This window comes from Paraburkholderia atlantica, assembly GCF_000092885.1.
GTDB lineage: Bacteria > Pseudomonadota > Gammaproteobacteria > Burkholderiales > Burkholderiaceae > Paraburkholderia > Paraburkholderia atlantica.
This window is the reverse complement of record NC_014118.1, coordinates 2,529,494-2,553,538: the sequence shown is the minus strand read 5'-3', so window position 1 is coordinate 2,553,538 and position 24,045 is coordinate 2,529,494. Positions and strand designations below refer to the sequence as shown.

At 63.9% G+C, this 24,045-nt stretch carries 18 protein-coding genes; 11 read left to right on the top strand and 7 right to left on the bottom strand.

All coding sequences use genetic code 11. The annotated features are described in order from the left end of the window. Nucleotides 1-74 precede the first annotated feature (74 nt). The 4 genes from BC1002_RS27385 to BC1002_RS27370 form a co-directional block, all read right to left on the bottom strand. Nucleotides 75-1,859 (bottom strand): acyl-CoA dehydrogenase family protein, encoded by a 1,785-nt coding sequence (locus BC1002_RS27385; protein ID WP_013093242.1) that lies wholly within the window; start codon nucleotides 1,857-1,859, stop codon nucleotides 75-77. 17 nt (nucleotides 1,860-1,876) lie between these two features. Continuing rightward, a complete protein-coding gene (locus tag BC1002_RS27380) occupies nucleotides 1,877-3,757 on the bottom strand; it encodes a feruloyl-CoA synthase (RefSeq protein ID WP_013093241.1) in 1,881 nt (626 codons plus the stop codon). A gap of 96 nt (nucleotides 3,758-3,853) precedes the next feature. Then, the gene (locus BC1002_RS27375; RefSeq protein ID WP_013093240.1) at nucleotides 3,854-5,305 is read right to left on the bottom strand and encodes an aldehyde dehydrogenase; all 1,452 of its coding nucleotides are present in this window, start codon (nucleotides 5,303-5,305) and stop codon (nucleotides 3,854-3,856) included. Nucleotides 5,306-5,343: 38 nt separating this feature from the next. Further along, nucleotides 5,344-6,171 (bottom strand): p-hydroxycinnamoyl CoA hydratase/lyase, encoded by an 828-nt coding sequence (locus BC1002_RS27370; RefSeq protein WP_013093239.1) that lies wholly within the window; start codon nucleotides 6,169-6,171, stop codon nucleotides 5,344-5,346. 205 nt (nucleotides 6,172-6,376) lie between these two features. On the opposite strand from BC1002_RS27370, the gene BC1002_RS27365 reads away from it, so the two are divergent. Beyond that, nucleotides 6,377-6,790, top strand: a complete 414-nt coding sequence (locus BC1002_RS27365) for a MarR family winged helix-turn-helix transcriptional regulator (protein WP_238537976.1) — start codon at nucleotides 6,377-6,379, stop codon at nucleotides 6,788-6,790. Between the two features lie 33 nt (nucleotides 6,791-6,823). Beyond that, nucleotides 6,824-7,708, top strand: coding sequence for a 4-hydroxyphenyl-beta-ketoacyl-CoA hydrolase (locus BC1002_RS27360; RefSeq protein WP_013093237.1), 885 nt, complete (start codon nucleotides 6,824-6,826; stop codon nucleotides 7,706-7,708). 73 nt (nucleotides 7,709-7,781) lie between these two features. Here BC1002_RS27360 and mhpT read toward each other — a convergent pair whose 3' ends face one another. Next, the gene (gene mhpT / locus BC1002_RS27355; protein ID WP_013093236.1) at nucleotides 7,782-9,011 is read right to left on the bottom strand and encodes a 3-(3-hydroxy-phenyl)propionate transporter MhpT; all 1,230 of its coding nucleotides are present in this window, start codon (nucleotides 9,009-9,011) and stop codon (nucleotides 7,782-7,784) included. A gap of 223 nt (nucleotides 9,012-9,234) precedes the next feature. Here mhpT and BC1002_RS27350 point away from each other — a divergent pair, with 223 nt between their 5' ends. From BC1002_RS27350 to BC1002_RS27340, 3 genes are all read left to right on the top strand, one after another. Continuing rightward, complete coding sequence (locus BC1002_RS27350) at nucleotides 9,235-9,720, top strand: MarR family winged helix-turn-helix transcriptional regulator (RefSeq protein ID WP_013093235.1); 486 nt, start codon at nucleotides 9,235-9,237, stop codon at nucleotides 9,718-9,720. 230 nt (nucleotides 9,721-9,950) lie between these two features. Next, nucleotides 9,951-10,529, top strand: a complete 579-nt coding sequence (locus tag BC1002_RS27345) for a DJ-1/PfpI family protein (RefSeq protein WP_013093234.1) — start codon at nucleotides 9,951-9,953, stop codon at nucleotides 10,527-10,529. Between the two features lie 129 nt (nucleotides 10,530-10,658). Next, nucleotides 10,659-10,997 (top strand): ribbon-helix-helix domain-containing protein, encoded by a 339-nt coding sequence (locus tag BC1002_RS27340; protein ID WP_013093233.1) that lies wholly within the window; start codon nucleotides 10,659-10,661, stop codon nucleotides 10,995-10,997. Between the two features lie 93 nt (nucleotides 10,998-11,090). On the opposite strand, the gene BC1002_RS27335 is transcribed toward BC1002_RS27340, so the two are convergent. Both BC1002_RS27335 and BC1002_RS37975 read right to left on the bottom strand, forming a co-directional pair. Next, nucleotides 11,091-12,329: an MFS transporter gene (locus BC1002_RS27335; RefSeq protein ID WP_013093232.1), complete on the bottom strand. Its 1,239-nt coding sequence runs from the start codon at nucleotides 12,327-12,329 to the stop codon at nucleotides 11,091-11,093. Nucleotides 12,330-12,991: 662 nt separating this feature from the next. Continuing rightward, nucleotides 12,992-13,249, bottom strand: coding sequence for a hypothetical protein (locus BC1002_RS37975; protein ID WP_157874763.1), 258 nt, complete (start codon nucleotides 13,247-13,249; stop codon nucleotides 12,992-12,994). A 620-nt stretch (nucleotides 13,250-13,869) separates the two neighbouring features. Here BC1002_RS37975 and ptsP point away from each other — a divergent pair. The 6 genes from ptsP (at nucleotide 13,870) to BC1002_RS27305 (ending at nucleotide 24,019) form a co-directional block, all read left to right on the top strand. Then, a complete protein-coding gene (ptsP, locus tag BC1002_RS27330) occupies nucleotides 13,870-16,413 on the top strand; it encodes a phosphoenolpyruvate--protein phosphotransferase (protein WP_013093231.1) in 2,544 nt (847 codons plus the stop codon). A 22-nt stretch (nucleotides 16,414-16,435) separates the two neighbouring features. Continuing rightward, entirely contained in the window at nucleotides 16,436-18,226 is a 1,791-nt protein-coding gene (gene ptsG / locus BC1002_RS27325; RefSeq protein ID WP_013093230.1) for a PTS glucose transporter subunit IIBC, read from the top strand. A 25-nt stretch (nucleotides 18,227-18,251) separates the two neighbouring features. After that, entirely contained in the window at nucleotides 18,252-19,841 is a 1,590-nt protein-coding gene (locus BC1002_RS27320; protein ID WP_013093229.1) for an aspartate:alanine exchanger family transporter, read from the top strand. A gap of 94 nt (nucleotides 19,842-19,935) precedes the next feature. Continuing rightward, nucleotides 19,936-21,243 (top strand): c-type cytochrome, encoded by a 1,308-nt coding sequence (locus tag BC1002_RS27315; RefSeq protein ID WP_013093228.1) that lies wholly within the window; start codon nucleotides 19,936-19,938, stop codon nucleotides 21,241-21,243. Continuing rightward, complete coding sequence (locus BC1002_RS27310) at nucleotides 21,240-21,722, top strand: (2Fe-2S)-binding protein (protein ID WP_013093227.1); 483 nt, start codon at nucleotides 21,240-21,242, stop codon at nucleotides 21,720-21,722. The genes BC1002_RS27315 and BC1002_RS27310 overlap by 4 nt, the downstream gene beginning before the upstream one ends. Continuing rightward, a complete protein-coding gene (locus tag BC1002_RS27305) occupies nucleotides 21,719-24,019 on the top strand; it encodes a xanthine dehydrogenase family protein molybdopterin-binding subunit (protein WP_013093226.1) in 2,301 nt (766 codons plus the stop codon). Before BC1002_RS27310 ends, BC1002_RS27305 begins: the two co-directional genes overlap by 4 nt. Nucleotides 24,020-24,045: the final 26 nt, after the last annotated feature.

Sequence of the window (24,045 nt, the reverse complement as noted above, 5' to 3'; positions counted from 1 at the left end):
ATGGCGTCATCGGCTTGGGCGAACTTCGTCGGATCGGCTGGCGAATCGAATCGTCGGGATTGTCGAGCTGGCTTTCAAACGTACGGCAGCGCTGCCTCGCAACCGGCTTCAACGAGGCTGCGGCGATAAGCGAAGGCCGCGAGCGGATAGTCGAAGAAGAAGCGGCCCGTGTCCCGCTTCTGCATATAGAACGCGTCCGCCTCGCATTGCGGCGTCGCAATTCGCAGCGTGCGCGCCCACGCGAACGCCAGCAGCATCCAGCCAAGCATCGCGAGATAGTCGTCCGCGACGCGGTAGGCCGTCTCCGGGTCTTGCGCGTGGCGTGCCTTGATCGACCGCGTCGTGTTCCCGACTATCTCCGCGAGCTGTTCGAGCTTCGCACCCGCCGAACAAACCAGCGGATCGGACTGCTGGCACAACCGCGCTTCCGCGCGTACATGACGAAGCAGCGCATCGAGCGCCCCCGCCCCGTCCGGCAGCACCTTCCGCACCAGCAGATCGATCGCCTGAATCTCGTTGGTGCCTTCGTACAACATCGACACGCGGCTATCGCGCAACGTCTGTTCGATGCCGTACTCGTGGATGTATCCGTAGCCGCCGAACACCTGCAACGCCTTCGATGCGGCGTCGAAACCATTGGCCGTAAAAAACGCCTTCGCAACCGGCGTCAGCAACGATGCGAACTGCGCCGCCTGTTCCCGTTCGGCGGCATCGGCATGATGCGCGGCGATGTCGAGCCAATGCGCGGTCCAGTAACCGATCGCGCGCTCGCCTTCGACGATCGCCCGCAGCTCCATCAGAATCCGCCGCATGGCCGGATGAAACGCGATCGGCGCAGCCTGCCCCGCTGGGACGGTCGCGCCGGGCGGGACGCTCACCGCGCGCATCTGTGCGCGTTCCTGCGCGTACGCATGCGCACGTTGCCACGCGGTGTGCGCATGCCCGAGGCCCTGCATCGCGACCTGCAGGCGCGCCGCGTTCATCATCACGAACAGGCAAGCGAGGCCGCGATGCGGCTCGCCGACGAGCCAACCGAATGCGCGTTCGAAGCGCATCGTGCAAGTCGGGCTGCCCTTCAGGCCCATTTTCTTTTCGATGCCTTCGCAATAGACAGCATTGCGCGAGCGCCCACCGTCGCCGTCTTCGAGCCATTCCGGCACGACGAACAGCGACAACCCTTTCGTACCGGATGGCGCATCGGGCAAACGGGCGAGCACCAGATGAACGATGTTCTCCGTCAAATCGTGCGCGCCGCCGCTGATGAAGATCTTGCTACCGTCGATGAAATACCCGTCGGTGCCCGGCGCTTGCGCTGCACGCGAACGGATCAGGCCGACGTCGCTGCCGGCCTGGGGCTCGGTCAGACACATCGTCGATAGCCACTCCCCACTCGCGACTTTCGGCAGCAATTCCGTCTTCACGCGTTCGCTGCCATGCGTCTGCAAGCAGGCAGTCGCGCCGTGCGTAAGCCCAGGGGACATCAGCCACGCATGATTGGCGCCCGCGAGCATTTCCTGGAGTGCGACGTCGAGAAGCTGCGGCAAGCCCTGTCCGCCATGCTCGGCGTCGAGCGACAGCGTCGGCCAACCCGCTTCGACGAACTCCGCGTAGGACTCGCGAAAGCCCCCGGGCGTCGTCACCTTGCCCGCTTCGAACCGACATCCTTCGAGATCCGCGCTCGCATTCAGCGGCGCGATGCGCTCCTCGACGAAGCGCGCCGCTTCCTCCAGCACCTGCTGCGCCGTCTGCGAGTCGAGGTCCTGCCAATCGGGCACATAGCGCCACCACGACGCGGCATCGAGCCACTCGTCCATCACGAAGCGCATGTCGCGCAGCGGCGCCTGATAAGTCAACGTCATTTCTTACTGTCCCCGGACTAGCTGCCTTTGCGCGCATGGATCACTGTTGCGTCGGCTGCGTCGGCTTCGTGCATGGCTTCCACGAGAGCGGCCCGGTGCTGGAGCACGGCGCGCTGATTGATCGAGCCTTTGTCGGTGATCTCGCCGAGGTCCAGCGACGGCGGCGCGCTCAGCAGGTGCATGCGGGCGATGAACGACGCACTGCCTGTCGCACTCCGATTCAGCCGCGCGACGAGCTCGCTGAAGAAATCGCGTACGGCGGCCGTGTTGAGCACGTCCTCCGCGCTCGCATCCGCGGGCGAACCCGCCAATGCGCGACACGCGTCGAGCCGCGGAAAAATCATCACGCCGACTTCGTCACGATTCATCCCAGTAATGACGGCATCCTGAACGTAGGGCGCCCCTTCGCTGATGATGCGCGCGCGCATCGGTCCAACGCTGACGAAGGTTCCCGAGGCCAGCTTGAAGTCTTCCGCGATGCGGCCATCGAACATCAGGCCCAGTTCGGGACGTTGCGGGTCGACGAAACGCACGGCGTCACCGGTGCGGTAGTAGCCTTCGTCGTCGAACACGCTGCTTTGTAGCGCCGGCGATGCGCGCCAGTAGCCGCCCATCACGTGAGGGCCGCGAAAGCGCGCTTCGAATTTACCATCGACGGGCGCGATCTTGGCCTGGCATCCCGGCGGCGGCAAGCCGATATAGCCGGCACACGATATCGGTCCCGTCGTGAACAGACACGACGGCGCGGTCTCTGTCATGCCGAGTCCGGCCATGATGCGGATGCGTTCTCCGCAATGTTCGAGCGTCACGCGCTCCAGACGCTCCCACGCCGCCTGCGACAAACCGGCGCCCGCGAAGAAATACATCTTCACGCGCGAGAAAAACCGCTCGCGCAGCACCGCATCCTTTTCCAGCGCGATGGTCAGTTCTTCCCAACCCTTCGGCACGTTGAAATAGATGGTCGGCGCGATCTCACGCAGATTGCGCAGCGTCTCGTCGAACTTGCCGGCCACGGGTTTGCCGTCGTCGATATAGAGCGTGCCGCCGTTGTACAGCACGATGCCGACGTTGTGGCTGCCGCCGAACGTGTGATTCCACGGCAGCCAGTCGACGAGAACCGGCGGCTCGATGCCGAACTGCGGAAAGGTTTCGAGCAGCATCTGCTGGTTCGCGCCGAGCATTCGATGCGTGGTCGGCACGGCTTTCGGCAGGTTCGTCGAGCCGGACGTGAACAGGAACTTCGCAATCGTGTCGCCATTCACGCGCGCGTTGGCCGCGTCGACGTCGCGCGGGACCGTGTCGAGCAATGCGTCGAAGCGCGTCACCCCCGGTGCTTTTGGCACGCTCACCGCGCTGACACGTTCTACGTCGCTACCCAGCGCGGCATCGAGCGCCGTTGTATATGCGCCGATATCGTCCGCGTAGACCAGACCCGGTTTGAGCAGTTCGAGGACATGGCGCAGCTTTCCGTAATCGCCCGACATCAACGAATAGGCCGGCGACACGGGTGCATAAGCGATACCCGCCCACATCGCGCCGAGTGCGAGCTGCATATGTTCGACGCTGTTGCCCGACAGGATCACCAACGGGCGGTCCGCGCTGAGATCGCGATCGAGCAGCGCCTGCCCGATCGCACGCGCGCGCTCCAGCATTTGCGCGTACGTGATGCCCTGCCACGCGCCGTTGGCATCGCGTCGTGCAACGAGCAGCCGGTCGGGATGCGCGCGTGCGCCGCTCAGCAAGCGGTCGGTAAAGCGCTCCGGAAACGGGCCCAGAGGTTCGAGTGACTCGAGGTACCAGCAGTCGCCGCGTTTCTCGATCCGCGAGGAAGGCGCTCCGATGGCGACGCTCCGGTATCCGGTCGCCAGAGAGCTAGCGTGGCTGTGCTCCGATTCCAAAACCTGTCTCCTGTTTGTGCCGTTTCTCAAGGAAACGGCGTCGCTGTCTCATGCAAGGATGGGGTGGCCGCAAGCATTGCGGCCGCGAGCCGACGCCTAGATTGGATAATGACGCGGGCTCGTCTGCACCGTGATCCAGCGCAACTCGGTGAACTCGGGAATCGACGCCTTGCTGCCGAAGCGCCCATAACCGCTCGCCTTCACGCCGCCGAACGGCATCTGCGCCTCGTCGTGCACGGTCGGGCCGTTGATGTGGCAGATGCCCGACTCGATGCGTTTCGCGACGTTCATCGCGCGCGCAATATCGCGGCTGAACACCGCGGCTGACAAGCCGTACTCGCTATCGTTGGCAACTGTCAGCGCCTCATCGTCGCCGTCCACGCGCTGCACCGTCACCACCGGGCCGAACGATTCGTCGGCGTAGAGCTTCATCTCGCGGGTAACGTTCTCGACGATCACCGGCTGCATGATCGCGCCGTTCACCTCGCAACCGAGGGGCAGCTTCGCACCCTTTTCGCGGGCGTCTTCGACGAGCGCGCGAATGCGCCGCGCGGCGGCTTCGCTCTCCAGCGTGCCGAGGATCGAGCCCGGTTGGGTCGGATCGCCAGCCTTCAGCGTGCGCGCTTTCGCGACGAGCTTCTCGACGAACGCATCGGCAACCTTGCGATCGACGATCACGCGTTCCGTCGACATGCAGATCTGCCCTTGATTGAAGAACGCGCCGAACGCGATACCTTCGACGGCAGCGTCGAGGTCCGCGTCGTCGAGCACGAGCACCGGTGCCTTGCCGCCCAGTTCGAGCAGCGCGGGTTTCAGATGGCGCGCCGAAAGCTCGGCGACGATGCGGCCGACCCGCGTCGACCCGGTGAAATTCACGCGCTTCACGGCGGGATTCGCAACCAGACGCTCGACGATCGCGGGCGCATCTTCCGGCGCATGCGTGAGCACGTTGACGACGCCGTCGCCGAGACCCGCGTCGTTCAGCACTTCGCCGATCAGCGCATGCACGCCGGGACAACCTTCCGACGCCTTCAGCACGACCGTATTGCCACACGCGAGCGGCATCGCAAGTGCGCGCGTCGCGAGAATCACGGGTGCGTTCCACGGCGCCATGCCGAGCACGACGCCGCACGGCTGACGCACGGCCATCGCGAGGCTGCCAGGCACGTCCGAAGGAATCACCGCGCCGTCGATCTGTGTCGTCATCGCCGCGGCTTCGCGCAGCATGTTGGCCGCGAGCATCACGTTAAAGCCGTACCAGTTCGCCATCGCCCCCGTTTCGGCCGCGCCGATCGCGATGAACTCAGCCGTGCGCGCGTCCATGCGATCCGCGGCGGTGAGCAGGCGTTTGCGCCGCTCGGTAGGCGTGAGTGCCGCCCATGCCGGGAACGCGCGCGCCGCGGCCGCGACGGCCGCATCGGCATCTTCGACAGTAGCCGCCGCCGCGCGGGTGGCCACCGCGTTCGTCGCGGGATTGACGCGCTCGAAGGTCTTGCCGTTCGACGCGGCACGTTTCGCGCCGCCAATCAACAGGTTCGTTTGATGCATGTATTCGTCTCCTCAGTCGTACCGCTGAAGTGCGCCGCTTAGCGCTTGTAGGTCTGCAAGCCCGGCTTGATGCTCTTGTCGTCGAGGAACTGCTTCAAGCCCTGTTCGCGGCCGCCTTCCGGATCACGATGATTCGCCTGGTCGAGCTTCGCGTACAGGTAGTCTTCGTTCTGCTCCCACGTGAGTTCGCGTGAACGCTTGAAGCCATGCTTCGCGTTGCGCAGCACGACGGGGTTCTTGTTCAGCAGTTTCGCCGCGAGAGCGATCGTTTCGTCGCGCAGTTGCGCGAGCGGCACGCTCTTGTTCACGAGACCCATCTTCGCAGCTTGCGGACCTGTGAAGGTGTCGCCCGTCATGATGTAGTACAGCGCTTCGCGATGACCGACAGTATCGGCCATCGCCTTGCTCACCAGGTTGCCCGGCGGAATGCCCCAGTTGATTTCGGACAGGCCGAACACGGCTTCGTCCGCTGCGATTGCCAGATCGCAGGCGACGAGCGGCGAGAAGCCGCCGCCGAAGCACCAGCCGTTGACCATCGCGATGGTCGGCTTCGAGTACATGCGCAGCAATTGCCATTGCCAGCGGCTCGCGTCGCGGCGAATCCGCTCCTGCAGCACGTCCGGACCCGCGTCCACTTCGCGGAAATATTCCTTCAGGTCCATGCCGGCCGTCCACGCGCTGCCTTCGCCGGTCAGCACGAGAACCTGGGCTTCGGCGTCGAGTTCGAGCGTCTCGAGAACGTCGATCATTTCCTTGTTCAGCGTCGGGCTCATCGCGTTGCGCTTTTCCGGACGATTGAACGTGACCCAGGCGATTCCGCCTTCCACCGCGACCTTGACCGTTTTCCAGCGTCCTTCGTAACTCATCTGCATCTCCGTATCAATGCCGCCCTCGCGGCCTGAGTGCAATTTAATATCAGGCGACCTGATAAGTAAAGTACAATGTAGAGGTCTTGGTACAAACCCCTAACCGCCTATGCCGACGATCACGAGAAAGCCGTCAGGGTCTGCAACGACATCGGGCGCCCCGGCGCGGCGCAACCTGCGCGATCGACGGCATGCCGCCGCTCCGGTGCGCCTCAGCTACCTGACCGGACAGCTCGACAAGATTCTCACGCAGCAGCTTTCCGAAGCGCTTGCGTCGCATGGTCTGACGTTGCCGCAATACACGGCTCTGTCGGTGCTGCGGGCGCGAGCGCGTTCGTCGAACGCGCAGCTCGCGCAGCGCTCGTTGATCACGCCGCAAGCGGCCAGCGCGGTCGTCAAATCGATGGAAGCGAATGGATGGGTCACGCGTGTGGCCGATCCCCTCAACCGTCGCGTCGGGCTGCTGTCGCTGACGAAGGCCGGCGAAACATTGCTGGCTCAGTGCGACGGTGCCGCCGACCGGATCGAGCAATCGATGCTCGGCGAAATCGATGAACACGGTTCGCAGACGCTGAAAGACCTGCTGTTGACGTGCGTGCGCAATCTTCGCGCAGCCTGACGCATCCGCTTCAATTACACATAGGAGACGCCATTGGACATCGATCAACTGAAAGCCATCGACACCCACGTGCATGCCGAGGTGTCGTGCTGCCAACCGCCAGACCTGTTTGCAAAGGAATTCGACGAAGCCGCCGACAAATACTTCGGCACCGTGCTCAAACAAGGGCGCCGCCCGACCATTCCCGAAACGATCGAGCACTATCGGGAGCGCAAGATCGGCTTCGTGATGTTTACCGTCGACTGTGAAGCGAACATCGGGCGCCGTCGCATTTCGAACGAAGAGGTCGCGGAGTTCGCGCAGAACAACGCCGACATCATGATTGCGTTCGCCAGCATCGATCCGCATAAAGGCAAGTTCGGCGCGCGCGAAGCGCGGCGGCTCATCGAGGATCACGGCGTGCGCGGCTTCAAGTTTCACCCTACGATGCAGGGCTTTTTCGCCAACGACCGCATGGCTTACCCGCTATACGAAGTAATCGCCGAGTACGGGCTGCCGGCGGTTTTTCACAGTGGACACTCGGGCATGGGCTCGGGTATGCGCGGTGGCGGCGGCTTGCGTCTCAAGTATTCGGAGCCGATCTACCTCGACGATGTCGCCGTCGATTTTCCCGACATGAAGATCGTGATCGCGCATCCGTCCTGGCCGTGGCAGGAGCAGGCGCTGTCGATCGCGCTGCACAAGCCGAACGTGTATATCGATCTGTCGGGCTGGTCGCCGAAGTACTTTTCGCCCGAGCTGGTCAAGTATGCGAACACGCTGTTGCGCAACAAGGTGCTGTTCGCGTCCGACTTCCCGCTGATCCGCCCGGACCGCTGGCTGGAGGACTTCGACACACTCGACATCAAGCCCGAAGTGAAGCCGCTGGTTCTGAAAGAGAACGCCGTCAGGTTGCTCGGCTTGCGGACCGAGGCATGACGAATCGGGTATGAAGCATGAAAAATGGCCCGGCGCGAAAACGCCGGGCCAAGCTGGGTCCATCAACGAGTACTTAGCGTTTCGCGGCGTTGGAGCGAATGACGAGCAATGCCGTGATCGCCGCAATGATCGTCACGGGCACACTCGCGCCGATGACGAGCGCCGAGCTTTTTCCCATCGACAGCAATTGCCCGGCAGCGGCGGGGCCGACGATCGAACCGACGCGTCCCACCGCCACCGCGGCGCCGACTCCCGTACCCCGCACGCTGGTGGGATAGCTGGCGGCGGACAGCGCATACAGCATCGACTGCGCGCCGACGACGCCCATGCCGGCAAACAGCACGGCAACGGACAACGTCTCGATGCTGGCGACCTGCGAAAGCGCGACCAATGCACCGACGATGCACGCATAGACTGCCGTGACTGACAGGCCTTGTCTGAACCGATCCATCAGCAGACCGATGCCGAGCACGCCGATCACGCTGCCGACGTTGAAAAAGATCTGTGCAATCCCAGCCTGCGAGCGGCTCATGCCACGCCCCACGGTCAACGACGGCAACCAGTTCAGCAGGAAGTAAAGAACGATCAGCGTGCAGAAGAAGCTGATCCAGATGCCGATTGTCGCCGCGGCGCGCCCCTCGCCGAACAGCACTTCGCGCGTCGAAAGCAGCGGTTTGTCCGCTTTAGTCGATTCGCGCGACTCTGCCGCGAATTCGCGTGACTCAGGCAGCAACGCGATCAGCAGCGGAATGATGATCAGCGGTCCGACTCCGCCCACGTAGAAGATATGACGCCACGCGGTAGCACCCGCGCTCAGCACGGCGATCATTGCGGCAAGCGCGCCGCCGACCGGCATACCGCAATACATGACACTGACCGCCGTGTTGCGGTGACGCGGATCGACCGCCTCGGAAGACAACGCGATCAGGTTCGGCATCGCGCCGCCGAGCCCGATGCCCGTCAGCAAGCGGGCAATCAGCAGACTTTCGAAGCTCCAGACCTGCGCGGTCGCGATCGAGAAGATGCCGAATACCGCCATCGAGATCATCAATACGCGCTTGCGGCCGATCCTATCGGCGAGTCTGCCGCCGATCATCGCGCCCGGCAAAAGCCCCAACATGCCGGCGCTGAAAGCGAGCCCCAACTGCCCGACCGACAAGCCGAACTCGTGCGCCATTCGAGGCGCCGCAACGCCGGTGGACTGCAGGTCGATACCCTCCAGCACCGCGACGAGAAAGCACAATCCCAACGTTAGTGCAGTACTGGAGCCCACGGCACTCGACCGATTAGCAACACTTGACATGACGTCTCCTTAACCTTTGATTGAATTACCAGTGGCAAGCTACGCTTCGTTGTTCGACGAAGCGGCCATGGGAAGGAGAAGATTTCTGACAATGATCTTTGCGTCACTTATCAGAATCCTTCCCATAGCACCCCCGGAATTGACGATGAGTCTAGTCTCAGGATGCCTGATATTGAAAGTAGAATATGATATGCCTGGTAGAAACACCTAAGGCAACCTGATAATGATCAAGACAATGGAGAAGCGGCGAACGCCCCTTGCCAAACAGGCCGGTTCAACGAAAACCGGTGCGCCACCTGCCCGCGTTTCCTATGTGGTCGGCCAACTGGACCGCCTGCTCAAACGCAGTTTGATCGATGTACTGGGTGAATTCGGGCTGACCTTGCCTCAATTCACCGCGCTCTCGGTGATCAGCGCCAGCGGCGCGATGACCAACGCGAAACTCGCCGAACGCTCGTTCATCACACCGCAGTCGGCCAACGAAGTTGTCAAGACGATGGAGGCCAACGGTTGGGTCGGACGCGCTGGGCATCCTACCCACGGCCGGCTGATTCATCTGTTTCTGACCGACGAAGGGCGCCGGGTACTGAAGGAATGCGATTCGGCGATCGACATGCTCGAAGCGTCCATGCTGGACGGAGTAACGGAAATTCCGGTCGATACGCTGCGCAAGGTGCTGCAGCGATGTGTGTCGAATCTGCGCGGTTGAATGGACCTTTCCAATGACAGAAGCGTCGCGTTCGAATCGGGCGCGACTCTTTTTCTTTCGCCTGAGGGCTGAATTGCGTTCAGCTCAGTGAAATCCCTGGTCCGCATTTAGCCGCGTATTACCCCGCCCGCTGCGCCGACCGCTATATTGCTTTTCAACGGCCGCTTTGCGCACACCGCGATAGCGCGTCCGCCTCGCCTTTCCCAACCCGATTCGAGAGGACACGAAGCATGTCAAAGCGCATTCTTATCATCGCCGGTGATTTCGTCGAAGACTATGAGTTGATGGTGCCGTTTCAGGCACTGGGGGCAGTCGGTCATAAGGTGGACGTCGTCGCGCCCGACAAGCGCGCGGGCGACGCGATCCGCACCGCGATCCACGACTTCGAAGGCGATCAGACCTACACCGAAAAGCGCGGACATAACTTCACGCTGAACACCGATTTCGCGTCGGTGGACCCCGCGCAATATGACGCGCTGCTCGTGCCCGGCGGCCGCGCCCCCGAGTATCTGCGACTCAACGACAAGGTGATCGGCTGGGTGCGCCAATTCGCCGAAGCGAAGAAACCGATTGCCGCGGTCTGCCACGGCGCGCAACTGCTGGCTGCGGCTGGCGTGATCGAAGGCCGGCGCATCTCCGCGTATCCGGCCTGCGCGCCCGAAGTGAAGCTCGCGGGCGCGGAATACGTGGCGCTCGACTGGCCCGACGCGATCACCGACGAGAACTTCGTCACCGCACCCGCGTGGACCTCGCACGTGAACTGGATCGCGCAATTCCTTGAGCTGCTCGGCACGCGCATCGCGCATTGAAGGAGTGCCAGGACCGAAGCGCGGCATCGCGGGCGAGCAAGCGTGTTACGCTCGTTCACGACGGCATGAGCGACCGCACCGCGCGCTTCGCGTCCTGCGTCGTCATCACTTGCGAGAAGGGCTGACCGTATGTGCAACGTCTATGTCAACGCTGATCCGATCCTCTACGAGTCGCGCACGCGCGCGCTGCGCATTCATGGCGTCGTGACCACGGTGAGGCTCGAAAATCTCTTCTGGGACGTGCTTCAGGAAATCGCCAACCGCGAGGACGTGACGACGACCCAGTTCGTCGTGAAGCTGCACGACGAACTGATCGCGTTGCGCGGCGAAGAGCCGTTGAATTTCGCGTCGTTTCTGCGCGTGTGCTGTTTGCGTTATCTGTCGACGAGCGCTGCCCGCAACGAGGCCGCTGGCGACGTGCCGCTCAACGCGCCGTTTCAACCCAGAGTCGTGAAGAAGGCTGTTTGACGCATTCGTCGTCTGGCGGGCCGGATCGTCGACCCGGCCGGGTATCGCGAGTGCGGTCTCGCGCCGTTTTCGTTCTGTTTTGGTTCTGTTGCGTCAGTCAGCCGACGCATCGCAGGCGCAATCAAGAGCAGACGCAGCGGCCGGTCGTTCCAGCACAGCAAGCCGTTGCAGTGTCACGAGACCCAGCAGCGCGAGTCCAAGTCCCAGCGTGAAGTCAGCGTGAATTCCCGCCCGGTCGACAATGGTGCCTCCCACTGCCGAGCCCGCCGCAATCGCCACCTGGATGATGCTGACGAACATCGCCGACCCCGCTTCGGGCAGGTCCGTCGTGCTGCGCTGAATCCATACGCTGAAGCAAAGCGGCAGCGCTCCGAACGCGATTCCCCACAGCAGCATTCCCGCGGTCTCGCCGATCGGCGAATGTTCGAGCAGCAACATCGACGACATCGCGCCCAATAGCAGCAGGACCATCGCGGCGACGGATTTCTTCAGATGGTCCGAAATCACCATCGACGCCAACGCATTCGAGAAGAAGCCGATCAGACCGAATCCGAACAGCAACAGCGTGATGGCGCTCAACGAGAAGTCGTGTTCGAGCAGCGGAGCAATGTACGTGTAGGTCGAGAAATGCGCGCCGAAGACGAGCGCGACCATCACCATGCTCAGCCTCGTATGAGGCCGGCCAAGCAGTGTTTTGAAATCGGCGATCCGCAATGCCGATGCCGACGGCAACGAAGGCACGAGGAACGCTTGCGCCAGCAGGGCGAGCGACACTAGGCCCGCGGTCGCGGCGAACGACAGGCGCCACGATGCGAACGACGCGATGAACGTCCCGAGCGGCACGCCGATCACGGTTGCGAAGGTCACGCCGGTCAGAATGGTCCCGGTCGCTTTGGCGGCATCCTTTGCTTGCACGAGTCGAGGAGCGGCCGCGGTCGCCAGAGTCCAGAAGCCGCCCAATGCGCCGCCAAGCAGAGCTCGTCCTACCAGCATGATCGCGAGGTTCGGGGCGATGGCGCACACGATGTTCGAGATCAACAGTCCCGTGGTGAGGAGCAGGAAAACGTACCGACGGTCCATGCGGCCCGCGCTGACGATCAGCGTCGGCGCCAATATCGCGCCCATCAAGCCGGGCGTGGTGACCATGAGGCCAGCGACACCGGGCGACACGCCGAGATCGTGTGCGATCTGCGGCAACAGGCCGACAGGCAAAAACTCGGCCGTCACGAAGGCGAACGCGCTTACCGCAACAGCGATGACGGATAGCCATTGACTTGCGGACGTTGAACTCCCTTCGAGGGATGCTGAAGTCGTAGGTGTATCGATGTGCATGATGACCCTGATTCCAGGTTGAAGCCCGACACTTTAGGCGGGGCCTCACGTTTGAACAAGAGTCGTACGATGAAAAGACTAGAAGGTGTGGCTGAACAATGCGCGGGCGGCAATATTCCGCTAACAGCCGAAACGACCGCGTAGCCTCTTTCATATGCGCCAGCACGAAAGCGTTCGTCATCAGCGGCGTGATGCGTTTCGTTGACGGTCTTCCACGATGTTAGAAAATCTCGTAAGTCGCGCCGAAGTGCTTGCATCGGGCCGCCAAGGCGGTATTGCAGTGTTCGCGGCCGCTTGAGGACTTCATTTTTCGCCGTGTCCAATAGGGCTCCGTGATAGTTATCCCGACTGGCCTGATCAGTACCTGGGAGACATCTGGTTCGCTCGCCCCGGCGACGTGCTACCCGATGGGACCATCGCCACGCCGGTCTCGACGCCGCTTAGCGATGCGCAGCCATTCGAGTACTTCCAATCCTCCCGTAATGACATCAACCAGGTGGCGGCCTCCTTTCGGCTTTCTCCGGCCGAAAAGACCGAGTGCAGGCAACGATGGGAAGACAATCACAATTTGTGTTGGGCTATCGCGAAGCCAATGGCCAGATACGGAACAGTCCAAGCGTGCATGGACCGTGCGCGCTACAACTACAACAGTTGCATGGGATTCACTCAAGCGATATGAACACTCCACGCTCACCCCAGCCACCTAAATCAATCGTCTTTACTTCATAAATGATGTTCTGAATGAGGAAATCGTTTGCAAGGCAGCGCGTTGCGCATACTGACGGATTTCCAGTCCCCGGATTATCAACGCGCGCTTGATGCGCTCGAAAAATCGTATTCGGGAAAGAAAACCGCCCCAATATGCCGATTGCATCCGTCAGCGCCTCATTGGGTGCGGAACTGCTTATCGAGTTCGACACGGTAAATGTGGTTGCAGACGAAGCAGACGCCGCGCTTCGCTAAGCGTATAAAACACGGAAGTACAAACCGCGCCACGCACCAATTAATAATTGCCGTGTCCGTCTTCCACCGGGAATTCGAAAAATTCAGGAAATCCATTTCCGAAATCGTCTTGTCTTGCAATCTGCGCTCAGTAACATATGCTCTCTTTCAGAGCGCTTTCCGGGTCCTTTTTCCGGGACCACGGTGCGAGCGGTCGCCCCCAGGCGCGAGGTGGCCGACACACGCAAACAGCGCCGTCGCAGCGCGCCCGACGTTTTCCCGCCCACCCCCGGTCGAGGCTGCGTGGGCGGCAATCATCCTGAAAGCCGAGATGTCACGCACAAACGAAATCAGACTGCCGAGGCTTTGGTGAGAACAATCGCATCGAGGGGTAAGCAGCAGTTTGCGCATACGGGCGACGTGCGCGACCTTGTAGGGTTTCCCGAGTTTTTGTCACCGACGCTTTGGTAACGTGCGCCGCTCACAACTAGGTGACCGGCGTAACCGGCAATCGTGCCGACCGCACGTATGAATGTCGCGCTCACGCGGCTCGAGTCGAGCCACCTCAGGCGAGCGTCAATGTAAAGGAGTCTTGGCGATGAAAGCTCCTCAGCGTCCTCAGCGCATCGAGTTGATGGCGCCACTGTCGGGCGTACTGGTTCCTCTCGACAGCGTGCCCGACCCGGTCTTTGCCCAGAAGATGGTCGGCGATGGCGTATCGATCGACCCGACCTCGGATGAACTGCTATCGCCGCTTGCCGGCAAGGTCACGCAACTCCACAGCTCTTGCCACGCCGCAACAATTACCGGCGACAACGGTCTGCAAGTGCTGCTGCATATCGGGCTGGACACCGTGTTGCTGCGCGGTGAGGGCTTCATGCCGTTGGTCAAGGAAGGCGACACCGTCGCTGCAGGCACGCCGCTGATCCGCTTCGACCCGATCGTGGTCGGCGCAAAAGCAACCAGCCTGCTCACGCAAATGGTCATCGCCAATGGCGATCTCGTCACGCGCTACGTTCCCGCGAAAGGGCTCGTCGTTGCGGGCACCGATGTCGCGCTGTACGTCGAAATGGTCGGCGGCACGGACGACAAGGAAACGGCCAGCGCCACCGGCGCGATCCTCTCCGGCGAGATCACGCTGCCGAATCCGGCGGGCCTGCATGCGCGGCCCGCCGCGGTCGTCGCGGTCGAGGCGAAGAAGTTCAAGTCCGATATCCGGCTGCTGCGCGGCGACGCCAGCGCAAACGCCAAGTCCGTCGTCGCGATCATGGGACTCGCAACGAAGCTCGGCGACAAGCTGCGCATCGAGGCCCGCGGTCCCGACGCGGCGGAGGCGGCCAGCACCGTCGCGCGACTGCTTGCCGAGGGATCGGGCGAAAAGCCCGGCGATGCGCCCGCCCCCGCGGCGACCGCGCCAGGCGCACCGGCTGCGCCAGTGTCGCCGCGCGAGTCGGCTCCCGCCGACGCCGACGAATTCATCGGCGTCTCCGCTTCGCCTGGGCTTTCGGTCGGCAAGATCGTGCAGTTCCGCCAGCAAGTGATCGAGGTGAACGAAGCGGGCGAGTCGCCGCAACGCGAACGGGCGCAACTCGAAGCGGCGCAGCATCAGGCGCGTCAGCAGATCGAGGGGCTCAAGGCGACGCTCACCGATCCGTCGAAAGCGCAGATCCTCGACGCGCATCTCGAACTGCTGGACGATCCTGACCTCAACGACGCCGCTATCAGCAGCATCAGCGCGGGAAAGGGCGCCGGGTTCGCGTGGCGCGATGCGTTCCAAAACCAGGCAAGCATGCTCGAAAAGCTCGACAATCCGCTGCTGCGCGAACGCGCCGGCGATATCCGCGACGTCGGCCGCCGTGTGCTCGCGCTGCTCGCCGGCGTGAAGCAGGCGCAGATCGACGTGCCGGAAGAGTCGATCCTGATCGCTGAGGAACTCTCGCCGTCCGACACCACGTCGCTCGATCGCAGCAAGGTGCTCGGCTTTTGCACGACGACCGGCGGCGCGACGAGCCACGTCGCGATCCTCGCGCGCTCGCTCGGCATTCCGGCGATCTGCGGTATCGACGCGCGCGCGCTGCAACTCGCCGACGGCACGCCCGTCGTGCTCGACGGTTCGCGCGGCAGCTTGCGGCGCAATCCGAGCGCCGAAGAACTGGAAAAGGCGCGCGAACGCATCAGGCGCCAGGCCGCCAAACGCGAAGACGAAAAGCTCGCAGCAACCAAACTCGCAATGACGGCCGACGGCCACCGCGTCGAAGTCGTCGCGAACATCCGCAATGCGCAGGAAGCGCGCGACGCGGTCGCTGGCGGTGCGGAAGGCGTGGGTCTGTTGCGTTCCGAGTTCCTGTTCGACGCGCGCGACACCGCGCCAACCGAAGACGAACAGGCCACTGAATATTGCGCCGTCGCAGAGGCGCTCGGCCGCGAGCGCACGCTGGTGGTACGCACGCTCGACGTCGGCGGCGACAAACCGCTGTCATATATGCCGCTGCCGAAGGAAGACAACCCGTTTCTCGGCCTGCGCGGTGTGCGCGTGAGCCTGGAGCGTCCCGACATCTTCCGCACGCAACTGCGCGCGATCCTGCGCGCGGCGCCGCTCGGCAATCTGCACGTGATGTTCCCGATGATCACGACGGTCGAAGAAGTTCGGGCGGCGCGCAAGATCCTGCTCGAAGAAGCCGGCGATCGCGCGGCGAGCGTGAAAGTGGGCGTCATGATCGAAGTCCCGGCGGCCGCGCTGATCGCCGAGCCGCTCGCACGCGAAGTCGACTTCTTCTCGATCGGCACGAACGACCTCACGCAATACACGCTCGCGATGGACCGGGGCCATCCGCAACTCGCGAAGCAGGCCGACGCACTGCACCCGGCGGTGTTGCGTCTGATCGGCATGACGGTCGACGGCGCGCACCAGCACGGCAAATGGGTCGGCATCTGCGGCGGCATCGCGTCGGATGCGATGGCGGTGCCGGTGCTCGTCGGCCTTGGCATCGACGAGCTATCGGTGAGCATTCCCGCAGTGGGTTCGATCAAGGCCCAGCTGGCACGCATAACGACCGACGAAGCAAAGAAACTCGCCGCCGAGGTGCTGGTTCTGGGCACCGCCGCGGAAGTCCGCGCGCATCTGTCGCGCTTTGCCGACTGAGCGGATCAACAGGAGATCAGCCATGTTCTCGCATGCGTTCGGAGTCTTGCAGAAGATCGGCAAATCGCTGATGCTGCCCGTCGCTGTGCTGCCGGTAGCCGGCCTGCTGCTCGGTCTCGGCGCAACCGACTTCCACGGTTACGTGCCGATCGTCGTGCTCGCGTTGATGAAGAACGCGGGCGACGTGATTTTCGCGAACCTGCCGCTGATCTTCGCGATCGGCGTCGCGCTCGGCTTCACCGAGAACGATGGCGTCTCGGGCATCGCGGCAACGATCGGGTATCTGGTGATGACGGCCACGCTCGGTGTGATCGCCAAGATCGAGGGCATCGAAACCGACACGATCATGGGCATACCGTCGATCCAGACCGGCGTGTTCGGCGGCATCCTCGCCGGTGGTCTTGCGGCCTGGATGTTCAATCGCTACTACCGGATCACGTTGCCGCCGTATCTCGGCTTCTTCGCCGGCAAGCGCTTCGTGCCCATCGTGACCGCGATCGGCTCGATCGTGCTCGGCGCGATCCTGTCCTTCGTGTGGCCGCCGATCGGCAGCGCAATCAAGGCTTTCTCGCATTGGGCGGCGGTCTCGGACCCGCGCACCGCCGCAACGGTCTACGGTTTCGTCGAACGTCTGCTGATTCCGTTCGGTCTGCATCACATCTGGAACGTGCCGTTCTTCTTCGAAATGGGCAGCTTCGTCGACCCGACGACCGGCAAGGAGGTTCACGGCGACATCACCCGCTATTTCGCGGGCGACCCCACCGCAGGCATTCTTGCGGGCGCGTTCCTGTTCAAGATGTTCGGCCTGCCGGCCGCGGCGATCGCGATCTGGCATTGCGCGAAGCCGGAGAAGAAGGTGGCTGTGGGCGGCATGATGGTTTCCGCCGCGCTGACTTCTTTCCTCACCGGCATCACCGAGCCGATCGAATTCGCATTCCTGTTCGTCGCGCCGGTGCTGTACCTGATTCACGCATGCCTGGCGGCGTCGGCGCAGTTCGTGGCGAACACGTTGGGCATGCGCATGGGCTTCACGTTCTCGCAAGGCGGCATCGATTTTCTGATGTTCAACCTGATTGGCGGGAAGGCCACGCACGCCTGGTACGTTTTCATCCTTGGTCCAATTTACGCGGTGATCTACTACGGCGTGTTCCGCTTCGTCATCACACGCTTCAACCTCAAGACACCCGGCCGCGAGGACGACACGGCGGACACCGTGGCGGTTGCCGCGAGCGGCGCGGGCGGACGCTCGCGCGAACTGGTGCTCGCCTTTGGCGGCCGCTCCAATATCACGAGTCTCGATGCTTGCATCACGCGGCTGCGCATCTCCGTGAAGGACCCGGCGCTCGTCGACGAACACAAGCTCAAGGCGCTCGGTGCTGCGGGTGTGGTGCGAGTGGGCAACGGCGTGCAGGCGATCTTCGGGCCGTTGTCGGAGAACATGAAAACCGACATGCAGGACTATCTGAAGACAGCGGGCGCCGAAGCGGATCTGCCGGCGGCCGGCGCACCTGGCGTGGAAGGCGCGGCGGCGACTGCCGCGGCTCCAGCGGCAGTCGCCGCCTCGGCGCAACACTCGCCGCAGGAAACGGAGCGCGCGGAAAAGATCCGTGCGGCGCTGGGCGGCGCGGCCAACATCCTGAAGCTCGACGCGCTGGCGGCCACACGGTTGCGTGTCGAGCTATCGGATGCGTCGCGCATCGACGCGGCCGGATTGAAAGCGGCGGGCGTGGTCGCCACGCAAGCGCTGAAGAACGGCGCACTCGATCTGATCGTGGGTCTCGGCTCGGGCAACCTCGCGGGCGCAATGCGATAGGAGCGACGCGTACATAGGGGGCGGCATGGAAGCAGTCAGAACTTTCCTCGAAACTCAGCCGCTGCTAGCGCTCTTTCTGACCATTGCGCTCGGCTACCTGGTCGGCGAAATCACAATCAAGGGCGTGGCTCTGGGCTCGGGGGCCGTGCTGTTCGTTGGGCTGGCGCTCGGCGCGTTCGCGCCGAAATCCGCGCCACCGGCGTTGCTGGGCACACTCGGTCTGCTGCTGTTTCTGTATGGCATCGGAATTCAATACGGCGCGCAGTTCTTCCGCGGACTCACCAGCCGCGACGGTGTGAAGGCCAACGCGGCCGCCTGTCTGGGCGTGATCGCTTCAGGTCTGGTGGCGTGCGCCTTCATCCATTTCGGCATCACGCTCGCCGATGCGCTCGGCATGTTCGCGGGCAGCGGCACCAGCACGGCGAGCCTGCAGGTCGCCATCGCATCGATGAAAAGCACCAATGCCGCCGTGGCTTATAGCGTCACCTATCCGTTCGGCGTGGCCGGGCCGATCCTGTTTCTCTATGTGCTGAACGCGGCCCTGAAAGCCAAAATACCGAAACCGCCCGCGAAGGTGTTGGAAACCGCTGAAATCGCGCTGCGCAATGCCAGTCTCTTCGGTCTCACGCTGTCGGAGCTCTCGACCCGTCTGCCTGCCGGCGTCGTGATCGCGGCCGTGCGGCGCGCGCATCACAATCAGCTGCCCAGCGACGACTTCACGCTGCGCGCCGACGACGTTCTCCTTGCGACCGCCACCGAGCGCCGTCCGCTCGACGAAGCAACGGCGCTATGCGGGGAAGCACAGCCCGGGCGTATCTCGAGTCATCGGGAAGACCTGGACTATCTGCGCGTGTTCGCGTCGAGTCCGTCGGTGGTCGGCACGGCGCTCGGCAATCTGCGCTTTCCGGATGGGGTGAACTGCGCGGTCGCGCACGTGCGGCGCGGCGACGCCGATCTGCTGTCGACGCCAGACCTCATCCTCGAAGCGGGCGACCGCGTCGGCCTGCTCGTCAGTAACGCGCATCGCGCGAAGGTCCGCGCGTTCTTCGGCGATTCGATCAAGGGCACGGCCGACCTCAGTTTCATCTGTCTGGGCATCGGCGCGGCAGCGGGGCTGCTGGTCGGTGCGATCCCGTTGCGCGCGCCCGGTCTCGGCGCGTTCAGCCTGGGTCTCGCGGCGTTGCTGCTGGTCGCGCTGTGCCTCGGCAAGGCGCGCCGCAGCGGACCGTTCGTGTGGGTGATGCCGCTCTCTGCAAATCTCGTGCTGCGCAATCTCGGGCTGACGATTTTTCTCGCACAGGTAGGCCTGTCTTGCGGACCGAAGTTCGTCGCCACCGTCGGCACCGCCGGACCGCTGCTGCTGCTTTATGGCGTGATTACGCTGCTGGTGCTCGTCGGCGTCACGGCTGCGTGCTGCCTGTGGATCTTCAGACTGTCTTTCGATACCTCGGTCGGCGTGATCTGCGGCGCGACCGGCAATCCCGCGATTCTCGCCTTCGCCAACCGCATCGCGCCGACGGATCAGCCCGACGTCATGTACGCGATGATTTTTCCGTCGATGACCATCGTCAAAGTGCTTTTCGTGCAGATCGCCATCGCGATCGCTGCCGGCTAGAGGAGCCGCTATCAGGAACGCCGCTTGCGCGGCTCAAAGCCGCGCGACGCATCCTGCAACGATGATGCGCGGACGGTTCGGCGATGGAGGCCAGATGAAGGGACGGGTGGCAAGTGCAGGCGTGACCGTTGTTCTGGTTGCCCTGATGGCCGCGTACGGCGGACCCGCCGCGCATGCACGGGAGCCCGCGCCGGATGCCGTCACCGCGCCCATCGCGGCCGACAGCGATACCGCAGCCGCGGCGCGCGGCGCGAAGCTCGCGGCGATTGGCAATTGCGTCACGTGCCACACCGCGACGGGCGGCCAGCCCCTCGCGGGCGGACTGCCGCTGCAAACGCCTTTTGGCGTCATTTACTCGACCAACATCACCCCGGACAACGAGACCGGCATCGGAGGCTGGACGCTCGACGCGTTCGAACGCGCGATGCGGCGCGGCGTGTCCAGCGACGGTCATCTGCTCTACCCCGCATTCCCGTATCCCCACTTCACGCACCTGAGCGATGCCGATATCGGCTCGCTGTATGCATGGCTGATGAGCCGCGCTCCCGTCATCGCACCTGCGCCGCATAACGAGCTGATCTTCCCGCTCGGCTTCAGGCCCCTCATCGCCGTGTGGAATCTTTTTTACCTGCATACCGGTACCGAAGCGGCACCGTCGCCGACCGAAGCGCCGGACCTCGCACGCGGGCGTTATCTGGTCGAAAGCCTCGGTCATTGCGGTGCGTGTCACACGCCGCTCGACCGCCTCGGCGCCGAGCGCCGCGACCACGCGCTGCAAGGCGGCACGATCGAAGGATGGGATGCGCCCGCGCTGACGGACCTCGCTTCACGTCCCACGCCCTGGACGCAGGCACAGCTCGTCGGCTATCTGCGCACGGGCCTCGCCAGCGCCCATGGCGCGGCAGCAGGTCCGATGCGCCCGGTCACGCGCACGCTCGCGGACGCCTCCGCCTCCGACGTAGAGGCGATGGCCGCGTATCTGCTGGCATTGCCATCCCGGGGGCCAAAAGTGCCGGAGCATCCGGTCGCCTCGCCTTCCGCTTCGTCCGCGCCCGTGTCCCCCGCGCCCGGCGGCGGCGCGAATCTGTTCGCCGCGGCCTGCGCCTCGTGCCATGCCGAAGGCGCGCCGATGTCGAACGGGGGCGCTCGACCGTCGCTGTCCCTTTCCACGGCCGTCAACGCCGACAGCCCACGCAACATGGTCCGTTTTCTCCTCGATGGAATCGACTGGCACGAAAGCGATAGCGCGCCCTTCATGCCATCATTTGCCAACACCTTCACGGATGCACAGATAGCGGAGCTCGCCAACTACACGCGCGAACGCTTCACCGCACGCGACGCGTGGCCCACGCTCGACGCCCGCGCGGTCGCGCAATTTCGCAAGGACGGCCTGCCACGATGATCACACTCAACGTCAACGGCGTCAGTCATGCGGTCGATGTCGACCCGTCGACGCCGTTGCTCTACGTGCTGCGCAACGAGTTGCAGCTCGACGGCGCGAAGTTCGGCTGCGGTCTCGGTCAATGCGGCGCATGCACGGTCAGCGTCGGCGGCAAACCGGTGTTCTCGTGCCTCATGCCGGTCGTGGCCGTCGGCGAGCGGCCAGTGCGAACCGTCGAAGGACTCGGCAGCGCGCAACATCCGGGACCACTTCAGCAAGCCTTCATCGACGAACAGGCCGCGCAATGCGGCTATTGCATCGCCGGCATGATCATGCGAGCGCAAACGCTGCTGGAGCGAGTCCCGCGCCCAAGCGATGAACAGATCCGCCGCTACATGCAGCCGAACCTGTGCCGCTGTGGCACGCACATGCGCATTCTCGCGGCGATCCGGCAAGTCGCGACCGGTTCGCCGCGTACGGGCGCGGGAGCGCAGTCGTGAGCGCCGGCCGCCCATTCTCCGCCGCCCAAGGCAGCGCCCCGGATGACGCTACGCGGCGCCGCTTCCTGGTTGGCGGCTCGCTGATGGTGAGCTTCGCGATCGCGCCAGCGGTGGCCGCGCTCGCGCAAACCACCACCGAAGCGGGCACCTTCAATGCGGGCGCCCCTAAGCTGCCGGGCAGTCTCAAGACCACGCCGTTGCTCGATGCGTGGATCAAGGTCGCCCCGGACGGTCACGTGAGCGTTTTCACCGGCAAAGCGGAGCTGGGCACGGGCATTCGCACCGCGCTGCTGCAGGTCGCCGCGGAAGAGCTGGATCTCGCGCCTGATGCGATCGAACTGATCACCGCCGACACCACCAGAACGCCGAACGAAGGCTACACCGCCGGCAGTCACACGATGGCGGACAGCGGCACCGCGATCCTCAACGCCGCCGCTCAAGTGCGCGCGCTGCTGGTCGCGAGTGCGGCGTCGCGACTGGGCGTAGACGCAGCGGCCCTGACGACACGCGACGGCGCCGTGATTGCCGCCGACGGACGACGCGTCAGCTATGGCGAAGCCGTGCAACACGCGGACCTCCATCAGAACGCCCAGCCCGACGCGCCGACAAAGCCGCCATCGGCCTACGCGCTGATTGGCCATATGCTGCCGCGCGTGGATATCCCGGGAAAGGTGACGGGCGGCGCGAGCTATGTCCAGGACCTGCGGCCGCGCGGCATGCTGCATGCCCGCGTGGTGCGGCCGCCGTCTTATGGCGCGAGGCTCGTTTCGGTCGATAGCGGGCGCGTCGAGGCGCTGCCCGGGGTCGTCAAGGTCGTGCGCAACGGCAGCTACCTCGCGGTGGTCGCCGACGACGAATGGCGCGCCATCCTCGCGATGCGTGAGCTTGCGCTCGCCGCGCAGTGGCGCTCGGGGCCGCCGCTGCCCGATCCGGCGAACGTCCACGCGTTGCTGATGAGTCTGCCTGCACAGGAAATCGCGGTGGCCGATCAGGGCACGGCGACCGGCACGGCCGCACCCATGGCGACGCTGCGGGCGCGCTATTCGAGGCCGTATCTGACGCATGGCTCGATTGGGCCATCGTGTGCGGTCGCGCAGCTCGACGGCGGTGTGATGACCGTGTGGACGCACACGCAAGGCGTCTTTCCGCTGCATGCGGGCATTGCCGAAATGCTCGCGATGCCGCCCGGCAAGGTGCGCTGCGTGCACGTGGAAGGTTCGGGCTGCTACGGACACAACGGCGCGGACGATGTCGCGGCCGACGCCGCCCTCATCGCGCGCGAGCTGCCTGGCCGCCCGGTGCGCGTGCAATTGATGCGCGAACAGGAACACATGTGGGAGCCGTTCGGCCCGGCCATGACAGTCGACGCGAAGGCAACGCTCGATGCGGCAGGCATGATTGCCGACTGGCGTTACGAGCTATGGAGCAATACGCATAACAACCGTATCGAGAATGCGGGCCGCCTGCTGCCCGCGCAGCTACTTGCGCAACCGTTCACCCCCGCGCCGCCGAAGCCGATTCCGATGCCGGAAGGCGGAGGCGACCGCAACAGCATTCCGCTTTACCGCGTGCCCAGCCTGCACGTGCAGCATCATTTCGTGCCCACGATGCCGATCCGCGTCTCCGCGATGCGCTCGCTCGGCGCGCACATGAACGTGTTCGCGATCGAGAGTTTCATCGACGAGCTCGCCAGAGCCGCGCACGCCGACCCCATTGCGTTTCGCCTCAAACATCTCGATGATCCGCGCGCACATGGCGTGATTCGCGCAGTAGCCGATCAATTCGGCTGGCGTGCCCGCAGCGCGCTAACGGGCGACGCTAGCCCGCGTTCACACGGCACCGGCTTTGCGTTTGCCCAATACAAGAACCTGATGGCCTACTTTGCCGTCGCGATGGACGTGACGGTGATGCGCGATACCGGCGAGCTCAGCATCGAGCGCGTCGTCGCAGCCGTCGATTGCGGACAGATCGTGAATCCTGACGGCGTGCGCAATCAGATCGAAGGCGGGATTTTGCAAACCACGAGCTGGACGCTCTATGAAGAAACGCATTTCGATCCGCAACGCATCACGAGCTATGACTGGAGCACTTATCCGATCATGCGCTTCTCGTCCGTACCCAAACGCGTGGACGTGCTGTTGATCGACCGGCCGGGCTTGCCATTCCTCGGTGTCGGAGAAGCGGCGCAAGGCCCGGCCGCCGCGGCGCTCGCGAACGCGATCGACGACGCGACGGGTGTCCGGATCCGCGACTTGCCGTTGCTCGGGGCGAACGGCAAGAAGATGCTAAAGGCATAAGGCTTTCGCGTTAACAAACGAACGCG